The sequence below is a fragment of the Nocardia sp. bgisy118 genome (assembly GCF_057708605.1).
Genome location: NZ_JBYISM010000002.1, coordinates 43412 through 54906 on the forward strand (window position 1 = coordinate 43412; position 11495 = coordinate 54906).

The 11495-nt window shown below is 67.9% G+C and carries 13 protein-coding genes; 7 read left to right on the top strand and 6 right to left on the bottom strand.

The window, feature by feature from the left end; genetic code table 11:
- Positions 1–45: 45 nt before the first annotated feature.
- Positions 46–915, bottom strand: coding sequence for a helix-turn-helix domain-containing protein (locus AC3EO7_RS02430; protein ID WP_431964665.1), 870 nt, complete (start codon positions 913–915; stop codon positions 46–48).
- Positions 916–1017: 102 nt separating this feature from the next.
- Here AC3EO7_RS02430 and AC3EO7_RS02435 point away from each other — a divergent pair, with 102 nt between their 5' ends.
- On the top strand, positions 1018–2055 hold the full coding sequence (locus tag AC3EO7_RS02435) for an SDR family oxidoreductase (RefSeq protein ID WP_435590342.1): 1038 nt from the start codon (positions 1018–1020) through the stop codon (positions 2053–2055).
- Between the two features lie 79 nt (positions 2056–2134).
- Positions 2135–3067 (top strand): alpha/beta hydrolase, encoded by a 933-nt coding sequence (locus AC3EO7_RS02440; RefSeq protein WP_431964669.1) that lies wholly within the window; start codon positions 2135–2137, stop codon positions 3065–3067.
- Between the two features lie 89 nt (positions 3068–3156).
- Here AC3EO7_RS02440 and glyA read toward each other — a convergent pair whose 3' ends face one another.
- Positions 3157–4452, bottom strand: a complete 1296-nt coding sequence (gene glyA, locus AC3EO7_RS02445) for a serine hydroxymethyltransferase (RefSeq protein WP_431964671.1) — start codon at positions 4450–4452, stop codon at positions 3157–3159.
- A 55-nt stretch (positions 4453–4507) separates the two neighbouring features.
- Positions 4508–5065, bottom strand: coding sequence for a TetR/AcrR family transcriptional regulator (locus AC3EO7_RS02450; RefSeq protein WP_435590343.1), 558 nt, complete (start codon positions 5063–5065; stop codon positions 4508–4510).
- A gap of 94 nt (positions 5066–5159) precedes the next feature.
- Between AC3EO7_RS02450 and AC3EO7_RS02455 the strand changes: the two genes are divergently transcribed.
- Both AC3EO7_RS02455 and AC3EO7_RS02460 read left to right on the top strand, forming a co-directional pair.
- Positions 5160–5612: a PaaI family thioesterase gene (locus AC3EO7_RS02455; RefSeq protein WP_431964675.1), complete on the top strand. Its 453-nt coding sequence runs from the start codon at positions 5160–5162 to the stop codon at positions 5610–5612.
- Positions 5613–5623: 11 nt separating this feature from the next.
- Entirely contained in the window at positions 5624–6064 is a 441-nt protein-coding gene (locus AC3EO7_RS02460; protein ID WP_431964677.1) for a nitroreductase family deazaflavin-dependent oxidoreductase, read from the top strand.
- A gap of 248 nt (positions 6065–6312) precedes the next feature.
- Here the strand turns inward: AC3EO7_RS02460 and AC3EO7_RS02465 are convergent, their stop codons facing one another.
- Positions 6313–7509: a DUF885 domain-containing protein gene (locus AC3EO7_RS02465; RefSeq protein WP_435590344.1), complete on the bottom strand. Its 1197-nt coding sequence runs from the start codon at positions 7507–7509 to the stop codon at positions 6313–6315.
- Positions 7510–7690: 181 nt separating this feature from the next.
- Here AC3EO7_RS02465 and coaA point away from each other — a divergent pair, with 181 nt between their 5' ends.
- Together coaA and AC3EO7_RS02475 are read left to right on the top strand one after the other, a co-directional pair.
- Entirely contained in the window at positions 7691–8623 is a 933-nt protein-coding gene (gene coaA, locus AC3EO7_RS02470) for a type I pantothenate kinase (RefSeq protein ID WP_431964681.1), read from the top strand.
- Between the two features lie 205 nt (positions 8624–8828).
- A complete protein-coding gene (locus AC3EO7_RS02475) occupies positions 8829–9068 on the top strand; it encodes a hypothetical protein (protein WP_435590345.1) in 240 nt (79 codons plus the stop codon).
- Between the two features lie 4 nt (positions 9069–9072).
- Here AC3EO7_RS02475 and AC3EO7_RS02480 read toward each other — a convergent pair whose 3' ends face one another.
- On the bottom strand, positions 9073–9684 hold the full coding sequence (locus AC3EO7_RS02480; RefSeq protein WP_435590346.1) for a hypothetical protein: 612 nt from the start codon (positions 9682–9684) through the stop codon (positions 9073–9075).
- A gap of 29 nt (positions 9685–9713) precedes the next feature.
- Positions 9714–10502: an isoprenyl transferase gene (locus tag AC3EO7_RS02485; protein WP_431964687.1), complete on the bottom strand. Its 789-nt coding sequence runs from the start codon at positions 10500–10502 to the stop codon at positions 9714–9716.
- A 148-nt stretch (positions 10503–10650) separates the two neighbouring features.
- Here AC3EO7_RS02485 and trhA point away from each other — a divergent pair, with 148 nt between their 5' ends.
- Complete coding sequence (trhA, locus tag AC3EO7_RS02490; RefSeq protein WP_431965373.1) at positions 10651–11325, top strand: PAQR family membrane homeostasis protein TrhA; 675 nt, start codon at positions 10651–10653, stop codon at positions 11323–11325.
- The last annotated feature ends 170 nt before the right edge of the window (positions 11326–11495 follow it).

Sequence of the window (11495 nt, forward strand, 5' to 3'; positions counted from 1 at the left end):
CCGCAATCGTGACGACCAGTGCGATGGCCTCGGTCGACAGCCGGGTCAGGTAGCTGCGTCGGCGCTCTTGTCGGTGGCCACGTCACGAGCTGTTGCTGGGGGCAGGGTGGCGGAGGCGAGGATCGCGAGTTTGTCGGCGTCGTCGCTTCCGGTGTCGGCGTGGTACATGACGAGCATCATTCCGTTGGTACTGGTGATGAGGAGCTTCTCGCGGTTGAGAACCAGGCGGCCGACCTGGGGGTGGTCGAAGCGCATGAGCGTGCCCTGTCGCGGTTTGACGTCGTGCCGGGCCCAGAGCCGGAGGAAGCGGGGGCTGGCGAGGGAAAGTTCGCCGACGAGCTCGATGAAGCGGGGATCGTCGATGTCGGTGCCGACCGACTGTCGGAAGCCCGCGATCAGACCCTCGGTGGCGATCTCCCAGTCCGGGAACAGGGAGCGCTCGGCGGGATCGAGGAACACATCGCGCAGCCTGTTGGCTCCGACCGTGAGGCGCGGCGACAGCGCCGTGGCCAGGGGATTGGCGGCGAGGACGTCGAGGTAGCGCCCTTCCACGAACGCTGGCAGCGGAAGAGTTCCCAGAAGCTTCACGATGCTGGGCGGCACGGTCTCCTTGACCGGTCGCCGTCGGCGTCGGGGCTTGTCGGCGGCGAGCCCGAGCAGGTAAGCGCTGGTGTCCTCGTCGAGTTGCAGTACGCGGGAGATGGATTCGAGGACCTGGACCGAAGGCTTGCGGTCGCGGCCTTGCTCGAGGCGCAGGTAGTAGTCGGCGCTGATGCCGGCGAGCATGGCGACCTCCTCGCGGCGCAGGCCGGGGACCCGCCGCACACCCAGGACGGGGATCCCGACCTGCTCAGGGGTCACGAGCTCGCGGCGGGCGCGCAGGTAATCGCCCAGCAAGTTCTGTTCACCGGTCACGTCCCCACCGTAATCCGCGAGGCCGGAACGTGACTGGTCCTGACACCCCCAGGAACGCGAAGGCGCTGGCTGTCGGCCTGCCCGACACGGAACATGGCGGTTATGACCCAGCAACTCGTGCTTGTCACCGGCGGATCGGGCTTCATCGCCGGTCACTGCATTCTCCAACTCCTCGAACAGGGCTACCGCGTGCGCACCACGGTCAGGTCCCTGCGCCGCGAGCCCGCTGTGCGATCCGTGCTCACCGACGCGGGCATGGCGAGCGGCGACAACTTGAGCTTCGCCGCCGCCGACCTCACTGACGACGCCGGCTGGGCCGAAGCCGTCGCCGACGTCGACTTCGTACTGCACGTCGCCTCCCCCGTCCAACCCGGACACGTCCACAACGAGGACGACCTGGTCCTCCCCGCCCGCGAAGGCGCCCTGCGAGTCCTGCGCGCCTCCCGCGACGCCGGTGTCGAGCGCGTCGTCCTCACCTCCGCGTTCCACGCCGTCAGCTGGGGCCACCCGCACGACGGCCACGTCTTCACCGAGACCGACTGGACCCTCCTCAACGGCCCCGGCGTCGACGCGTACGCCAAGAGCAAGACCCTCGCCGAGCGTGCCGCCTGGGACTTCATCGACGCCGAGGGGGGTTCGATGGAACTGTCCACGTTGCTCCCCGTCGCAACGATGGGGCCTGTCATGGGCGCGGACGTCTCGGGTTCGAACCACCTCATCCAGGCGCTACTGGGCGGCGAAATGCCTGGTCTCCCAAACCTTTTCATCCCGATCGTCGATGTACGCGACGTGGCCGCGGCACATATCCTGGCGATGACGACGCCGGAGGCCGCCAGCCAGCGCTTCCTGCTCTCGAACGGGCCGGCGATCCCGATGAAGGAGATCGCCGCCATCATCAGGGCACACCTCGGCGACGCAGCCGACAACGTCCCGACCCGCAACATCCCGAACATCATCGTGCGGATCGGCGCCGTGTTCTCCACACAACTGCGTTCTGTCGCGCCCGACCTCGGCTACGCCAAGAAGACCTCCAACGAGAAGGCCCGCCGCGTACTGGGCTGGCGGACGCGCAACCCCGAGGACGCCATCATCACCGCCGCGCAGAGCATGACAGCGAAAAACCTGGTGAAAAAGCAGTGAAGAGGACCGCCCCGGCGCCCTGGCTGCACACAAATTGCACCGCCGCCACCAGCGCCGGCAACCGACAGGAACGACCCGCATGAGCAAGCAACAACGCGCCCGGCTCGACGCGATGCTCCGACAGCCCCGACCGCAAGGCCCGCAATCGGTCGAGGCGTTCCGAGACCGATTCAAGGCGACGATGGACCAGATGATCATCCCGGGTGGCCTCCGCACCACGCGGACGACGCTCGGCGACCGACCCGCACTGCACGTCGAGCCGGACAACAACCCACGCCCCGCAACGATCCTGTACTTCCATGGCGGCGGCTGGGTGGCCGGTTCCCCCCAGACCGCGCTCTCGTTGACCGGGAACCTCGTGGCCAAGACCGGGTTCAGGTCGTACTCACTGGACTACCGGCTCGCCCCTGAGCACCCGCTCCCAGCCGCGATCGACGACGCACTCAGCGCCTACCGCGCCCTCCTCGACAGCGGGCACGATCCCTCGGCCATCGCGTTCGCCGGAGACTCCGCCGGCGGCGGCCTCACCGTCACCACCTGCCTCGCCGCCCGCGACGCAGGACTCCCGCTACCCGCCGCGATCGTCGCCTTCTCCCCATCCCTCGACGCCACCGGGTCGGGCGAGAGCATGGACACCAAAGCAGGTATCGACCCGATCTTCACCCGTGAGTACCTCGAGGAAACCATCGCCCCCCTCTACCTCGCCGGGCAGGACCCACACCAGCCGATGGCGAGCCCGGCCCTGTGCGCCGACCCGACAGGTCTCCCGCCGATGCTCCTCCAGGCCGGTACCAACGAGGTCCTCCTGGACGACTCGACCCGCATGGCCGCTCGCGCCCGCGACGCCGGCGTGAACGTGATCCTCGACATCACCGCCGACGTGCCCCACGTCTTCCAGTCCTACGCCGGCGTTCTCGACGAAGCCGACCAGGCACTCGAGCGCGCAGCCCTCTTCCTGACCCAACACATCCGCAGCAGCAACACAGCAGCCACGCCACCACGGTCAGCGTGACCCACGGCGATCCCGCGTCAGTTCCGACAGCGCAGCGAAAGGCGAACGCCCCCACGGTGTCCCGTGAGGGCGTTCGCCAAAGGCACGGCTCAGCCGAGCAGGCGCCAGTCCTCCAGGCCCTGGTAGAGCGGCACGCTCTGGGCCAGCTTGGTGACGCGGCCGCGCAGGGTCTCGACGTCGGAGCCGCCGACCAGTGCGGTGGCGATGGTGTCGGCGACCTCGGTGAACTCGGCGTCGCCGAAGCCGCGGGTGGCCAGTGCGGCGGTGCCGATGCGCAGGCCGGAGGTGACCATCGGCGGGCGCGGGTCGAACGGAACGGCGTTGCGGTTCACCGTGATACCGATCTCGTGCAGCAGATCCTCGCCCTGCTGGCCGTCGATCGCGGAGTTGCGCAGGTCGACGAGCACCAGGTGCACGTCGGTGCCGCCGGTGAGCACGCTGATGCCCTTGTCCTTGACGTCGGCGCCGTTGAGGCGCTCGGCCAGGATCTTGGCGCCCGAGAGGGTGCGCTCCTGGCGGTCACGGAACTCGTCGGTGGCGGCGATCTTGAACGCGGCGGCCTTGGCGGCGATGGCGTGCATGAGCGGGCCGCCCTGCTGGCCCGGGAACACCGAGCTGTTCAGCTTCTTGGCGAACTCCTGCTTGGCCAGGATCAGGCCGGAACGCGGACCACCGAGGGTCTTGTGCACGGTGGAGGAGACGACGTCGGCGTAGGGCACCGGGGAGGGGTGCAGACCGGCGGCGACCAGACCGGCGAAGTGCGCCATGTCCACCCACAGGTAGGCGCCCACCTCGTCGGCGATCTCGCGGAATGCGGCGAAGTCCTGGTGACGCGGGTAGGCCGACCAGCCCGCGACGATCACCTTCGGCTGTGCCTCCAGCGCGATCTTGCGGACCTCGTCCATGTCGACGCGGTGGTCTTCCTTGCTCACCCCGTACGAGTGCACCTCGTAGAGCTTGCCGGAGAAGTTCAGCCGCATGCCGTGAGTCAGGTGACCGCCGTGCGCGAGGTCGAGGCCGAGCAGCTTCTCACCCGGGTTCATCAGCGCCATCAGCACCGCGGCGTTGGCCTGCGCACCGGAATGCGGCTGCACGTTCGCGAATTCGGCGCCGAACAGTTCCTTGACGCGGTCGCGGGCGAGGGTCTCGACGACATCGACGTGCTCGCAGCCACCGTAGTAGCGACGGCCCGGGTAGCCCTCGGCGTACTTGTTGGTCAGCACGCTGCCCTGTGCCTGCAGCACGGCGCGCGGCACGAAGTTCTCCGAGGCGATCATTTCCAGGGTGTCGCGCTCGCGGGCGAGCTCGCCTGCCATCGCGGCAGCGAGCTCGGGATCGAGCTCACCGAGGGACTGGGTATTGACAGAGGCGGTCGTCTGCGTCACGGGCCTCAGTCTATTGGGGCCTGGTCGGGCTTCCGGCAGGGGGTTGGCGGTCCGTTCACCCGGCGCGGAGCAAGATCACGAGGTTGTCCCGTACATCGTCGAGCGGGCGGGTCGATTTCGTCGCGCGCGCCTGGACGATCGCACCCTCCACGGCGCTGATCACGAAGCTCGCCAGTGAGCTCGCTCGCGCGGCGTCGACGCCGCGGTTCGCCAGGGCGGCGGCCAGCACTTCGGTCCAGCCCGCGAAGGCGATGCCCGCGGCGGCCTGGACACCGGGCTCGGATTCGGCCAGCGCGGCGCCGACGATCGGACAACCGGCGACGAAGCCGCTGGATTCCAATGCCTGCTTCCACCAGCCGACCAGCGCGCCGACCCAGCCCTCCGGCTCGCCGGTCCGGGTCAGCGCTTCGATGACGGCGGACATCCTGCGGCCCGCCACCTCGGTCGCGGTCGCGACCAGCTCGCTCTTGCCCGAAGGAAAGTGCTGGTAGAGCGAGTTGCGCGAGGTATTGCTCCGGTCGAGCAGCGCGGCCAGCCCTGCGCCGTGCACACCCTGCTCACGCACCAGTTCGATGGCGCCCTCGATCAACCGCGCGCGCGGACCCTGCGTCATGACCTTCCTCTCCGGCAGCTTGCGTGAACCGATCGGTCCATGCTCCAATCATGACAGATGTGGACCGATCGGTTCATCGAAAGGACGGAAATCCATGAATGCGCCCGCGCAGATCGATCCGGCCCGCCTTTCGGGCCTCGAATTGCTGAAGATCGCGATGACGCTGAAGGACCGTCCGCCGTTCATCGGCGACCTGCTCGGCATGGAGGCCGAGACGCTCGAGCACGGCAAGGTGGTGTTCAGCCTGCAGACCCGCCAGGAGTTCGCCAATCCGCTCGGCAGCACGCACGGCGGCATCTGCGCGACGCTGCTCGACTCCGTGATGGGCTGCGCGGTGCACAGCACCCTGGAAGCCGGCGTCGGCTACAGCACGCTGGAGCTCAAGGTCAACTACATCCGCTCGGTGCCCACCGACGGCCGCAAGCTCACCGCCACCGGCACCACCATCCACGTCGGTCGCACCACCGCGACGGCCGAGGGTCGCGTCGTCGACGACCAGGGCCGCCTCGTCGCCCACGCCACCACCACCTGCGTCATCTTCCGCTGAGGAGCATCGCCGTGACCGAACGTGACACCCTGCGAAAGTTCAAGCGGGAGAGGCTGATCGGCCGCTACATCGCGAACCCCGCGGTGGCGGCGCTCGACCGGCTCGGCATCCGCACCGCGCTGGTCTCCGAGCTGGAGACCACCGGCGCGAAAACCGGCCTGCCCCGGCGAGTTCCGGTGACGGCGTCGTTCGACGACGCGGGCGCCTGGATCATCTGCCAGCACGGACCGCGTGCGGGCTGGGCGCGCAACATCACCGCCGACCCCCGGGTCCGGCTGCGCCGCGGCGACCGCTGGTACACGGGAACCGCGGCGTTCGTCCCCGACGACGACGTGGTGGCCAGGGCACGCAGCTTCGCCACCGGCAGGATCGCCCGGCCGGTCCTGGCGTGGACGATCAAGGCGCTGGAGACCGAGCCGATCTCGGTGCGCGTCACCTTCTCGGCGGCCTGAGCTCCCTGCCAACGCTTTTGGGGGCAGCTCGGAGCGTAACGAGGCGGATGGGGCGGACCGGTTTCACAGGTGACGTCGTCCCCGTCGAATCACCGAGGAGATCACCGTGCTTCATCTCGCCTCCGTCCCCAGCAACCCGATCGAAGCGCTGCTGCGGACGCTGTCCCTGCTGATGTGTTCCCTTTCCTCCGGCGAGGGGTGCGCGGTCATTCAGTGACGAACCGCGCGCCCACGCCGTACCTTGCCGTTCACATTTCGCGCAGTGCGCCGGGGGTGAGCGGCTCGTCGAGCAGTCGCCGGAAACGGTCGGCGCGGTCGTCCGCGTCGACGGCGCGGTCCAGCCAGCCGCCGAGCAGGCGATATCCCTCGACATAGGTGCTGATGTAGGCGCGCCACAGCGGCGAGGAGAGGAACCGCAGCGACTGACGCGCCCGCTCCGGCGTCACCAGATTCCACCGCTGCAAGAACTCCGCGACCTCGGTCTCGTCGCGGCGCCGATCGTGCAGCAGCAGGGCCGCGTCCTGGCGCACGGAGAGCAGTTTGGCCGAGGCCGTCGACAGGCGCTCGGCGCGGTCGCCGTCGAAACGCAGACCGAGGTCGGCGTAGATCTCCTGCGCCCACTTGCCCCAGCCGGGCCCCACGATCGAGCGCAGCGCCTGATCCGCGAGGCCCTCGGCCATCAGACACTGGGGCGTGTTGACCACGAACAAGGTCTGCTCGGCCTGCCCGGCCGCCACCAGACCGGCCTCCTTGCGGCAGTGCTCGGTGTGGTGGCCGGGGTAGGACTCGTGCGCGATCAGGTGCGGCAGGTTCGCCATGTGCTGCTTCAGATCGGAGTTGATCGCGACCGTGGAGCGGTAGTTGCCCAGGTAGTAATTGAATCCGGACCACGGCTTGTCGCCGACCACCTCGTAGGTGACGTGCTCGTGGTCGGGCAGCGGATAGCGTTCGCGCACCAGCTCGCGCAGCGCGCCGGAGAATGCCTCGACACAGTCGCGCAGCCGCTCCGGCGGAATCTCGTCGGCCTTGCGGTGTGCGGCGACCCGCTCGGCCAGCAGTCCGTCGCCCGCGAGCACCTCGTCCATCTGACGGTGCGCGTCGCGATAGTCCTCGATGTCGCCGGGCGCGATGTCGACGTCGAAGTAGGCGAGCACCTCGTCGACGAAGCCGATGTTCTCGCCGGCGAACTTGCGACCCGAGCACTCCAGCGCGCGCAGGTGCACGTCGAGGAACTCGGTGCGCTCCGGCGCGAGACCCGCGTCGGGCAGCGCCGCGCGCAGGTCGGCGGCGCGCCGGGCCAAGTCGCGGGGCTGGGGTGCGGGGGCGTTGTCCACCTCGCGGCGCAGCCGCGGATCGCCGGTGTAGGCGTCGACGAAACCTTCCTCGAGCCGGTCGAAGGCCAGGCCGAGTCGCAGGTACTCGGTGACGAGCGGATGCGCTTCCATGCCAGCCGACACTAGCGGGTGCCGCGCACGGTATCGAGGTGGTTACCAGCCGGTAGCGGCACCCCCCGTTTCACACAATGGTGAAGCGGAGGAGAATTCGACCATGCGGCGAGAGCTAGATCGAATCTCACAGGGCCGAACCGGCTTGTGTGCGTGTTTGCCGAAATGGAGCGTCGGGTAAGTGGCACGAATGAGCGAGCCGAGCCCCTATGTGGAATTCGACCGTAAGCAGTGGCGAACGCTGCGCAAATCGACTCCGCTGGTGCTCACCGAGGAAGAACTGATCGGCCTGCGCGGCCTCGGCGAACAGATCGACCTCGAGGAAGTCGCGGAGGTCTATCTGCCGCTCGCTCGTCTCATCCACCTCCAGGTGGCCGCCCGGCAGCGCCTGTTCGCCGCCACCGCCACCTTCCTCGGGGAGAAGCACCCGGATCAGCAGGTGCCGTTCGTGATCGGCGTCGCGGGCAGCGTCGCGGTCGGAAAGTCGACTACTGCGCGTGTGCTGCAGGCGTTGCTGGCCCGCTGGGATCACCATCCGCGTGTGGATTTGGTCACAACCGACGGGTTCCTCTACCCCACCGCCGAACTCACCCGGCGCGGCATCATGCACCGCAAGGGTTTTCCGGAGAGCTACGACCGGCGCAAACTACTGCGCTTCGTCACCGAGGTGAAATCGGGTGCGCCCGAGGTGTGCGCCCCGGTGTATTCGCACAATTCCTACGACATCGTGCCCGGCAAATTGCACTGCGTGCGTCAGCCGGACATCCTCATCGTCGAGGGACTGAATGTGCTGCAAACCGGTCCGCGCCTGATGGTTTCGGATCTGTTCGATTTCTCCATCTACGTCGACGCGCGTATCGAGGACATCGAAAAGTGGTATGTGCAAAGGTTTCTCACCCTGCGCAAGACCGCCTTCGCCGACCCCAACGCCCACTTCCACCACTACGCGGGCTTCACCGACGACCAGGCGACCGCCACCGCCAAGGAGATCTGGAACTCCACCAACCGCCCCAACCTGGTCGAGAACATCCTCCCCACCCGCCCCCGCGCCACCCTCGTCCTCCGCAAGGACGCCGACCACAGCATCAACCGCCTCCGGCTTCGGAAGTTGTAAATCACCTCCCCACAACGGGTTACGCTGCGAACGGGAGTACCATCCAGCCAGTAGCAAACAGCTGCAATCCCCCAGCCCCTAGTTCCTATCGCCTATCTCCTTGCTGCCCAAGGGTTTCCAGCCTGCACGCGGCAAGCTAGTATCGAGGCGATCGATGCGGGGGCACAACGGGGGTACTGTGCAATCTCTGACGTGGTGGCGATTCTTGACGATTCCGGCCGCCTTCGCTGCGGCATATCCGTTCATGGGCGTGTACATCGGCACCTTCCCTGACCACGAGCTGATTCCCTACCCGTGGAACTGGCGCACGGTGGCGCTTGCGGCACCGCTGATTTCGGCTGTTGTGTGGTGGAAGTTTCCACGCGCTCGCGACGAAGCCGTCGCATTCGTGGCGGGGGTCTGGGCGTGGACCGCGGTCTTCGTCAGCATCTTCTTGGGTCTGTAAACCCCTACAACCGCCATGCCTGGTCCAACCGGCTCGCCACATCGATGTCGAGCACCGCCGCGATGTGCGGTTTGCGGATTTCGGTGGCGATGTAGCGGGCGACGAAGCGGCGGATCTCGTGGTCGACGCCGACGAGGACGCGCAGGAGTTGGGCGCGTTTGGTGCCCGCGGCCACGTTGACGTGCACGTCGCGCCGGCGAGGTTCGGCGATGTCGATGAGGACCCGGAGCGGCTCGGCGGTACGGGCGGTGAGGTGCAGGTGAACCGTGCCGTCCACCTCGAAGCGGTGCCGATCGATGCCGAGGTCGACGAGCATGCCGACGCGCAGCGGGAGGACCAGTTCGAAGGTGATGACCTCGTCGAGGCGGCGGTGCACGCGCGGAATGCCAAGGCGCACATGGGCGACGACCTTGGCCAGCCGCGCCGGGCCGACCCGCAAGGGGCCGACATCGAATGCCGCGCCGGTCAGCTCGCCGAACGCGGCGGCGACGCGTTCCTCGGACACGGCGTACTCGAGGAAGCGGCGGCCGAACTCCTCGTAACCGATCTGCCGACCCGGTCCGTCACCGTTCGGCGCCGGGGCGGGCGCCGGCGGGGTCTGCGTCAGAACATGCACAGACCGGACGGTACTGGAAGGTGGCCGTTTCAGACCCCGAAACGGCGATGTCGAGCCGCGTAATCGCGCAAGGCGCGGAGAAAATCCACCCGGCGGAACTCGGGCCAGTAGACCTCGGTGAACCATATTTCCGAGTATGCGCTCTGCCACAGCAGGAAGCCCGAAAGCCGCTGCTCACCCGAGGTGCGGATGACCAGATCCGGATCCGGCTGACCCGAGGTGTACAGATGCTGACCGATGGCGTTGACGGTGATCGACTGCACCAGATCCTCGCCGGTCTCCCCCGCCGCCATCTCCTGGCGCACCAGCGACCGCACCGCGTCGGTGATCTCCTGACGCCCGCCGTATCCGACCGCCACATTGACGTGCACGCCCTTGCGCCCCTCGGTGCCTTCCGCCGCGGTCCGCAACCGCTTGGCGATCAGCTCGGGAAACCCGTCGAGCGAACCGACGATCCGCACGCTCCAATCCCGTTCGGGCGCCGAGAGCTCCTCGACCACATCGGTGATCACCTCGAACAGCGTTTCCAGCTCGTCGGGGTCACGCTGGAGATTCTCGGTCGAGAGCAGGTAGACGGTGACCATCTCGATGCCCTCGTCCGAACACCAGCCGACCAGCTCCGCGATCTTCAGCGCACCGACGCGGTGGCCGTGACTCACGTCGGTGAAACCGTTCTCCCTGGCCCACCGGCGATTGCCGTCGCACATGACCGCGACGTGGCGTGGGTGTTGTTTATCGGCCAGCTGCTTGGACAGCCGGGCCTCGTAGATGCGGTAGGGCAGACCACGCACCCGGCTCCGAAGCTCCACGGCGTCCAACAGTACGCCTCGAAGGCACGATCACGGCATCGGCCGCGATTCCCCGGTACAGTGACAGCCGGAGTCAACCTACGGTCGCGTAGGTTACTCACCAGTTAACTAGGAGGTCACTCACGTGTCCGAATCTGTCGGCGCCGCCGACGCGGAGCTGGTCGGAACCTCTCCGGCGGAGGCGCTCGTCGCGCTGGTGAAGCCGCGGATGCGCGGCTGGATCCACACCTGGGCGGTCGGCATCGCCGCGATCGCGGGGATCACACTGGTCGCCGAGGCGGCCACCGTGTCCGCGACGGCGGGCTGGTCCACCCTGGTGTATGGCCTCACGGTGTGCGGATTGTTCGGCATCAGCGCCGTCTACCACCGCATCACGTGGCAGACCCCGCGCACCCGCATCAGGATGAAGCGCGCGGACCACTCGATGATCTTCCTGTTCATCGCGGGCAGCTACACCCCGTTCGCGCTGCTCGGCCTGCCGGGAAGCACCGGGCAGACGCTGCTCGCGGTGGTCTGGGCCGGCGCGCTCGCGGGCGTCGCGCTGAAACTCCTGTGGCCGACCGCGCCACGCTGGGTCGGCGTACCGCTGTATCTGCTGCTCGGCTGGGCGATCGTGCCGGTGGCCGGGCAGCTCAACGACCAGATCGGCATCGCGCCGCTGATCCTGCTACTGATCGGCGGGCTGATCTACAGCGGCGGCGCCATCCTCTACGCCACCAAGTGGCCCAATCCGTGGCCGACGGTCTTCGGGCATCACGAGTTCTTCCACGCCGCGACGGTGCTCGCGGCGCTGAGCCACTACATCGCGATCTGGTTGGTGGTGCTGCGCTGAGTTGTCGAAGCTGCGCTGAGTCGTCGGGAGCCGCGCTGAGCGGTCGTCGGCGCTGTGCTGAGCCGTTGGAGCTCGCCGGGTCGTCGAGAGCGCCGCGCTGAGTTGTCGGAGCTGCGTGAGTTTCGCATTGCCGCCCCTCCGCCGAGATTCGGCCGGATAAGCTGCTCTTT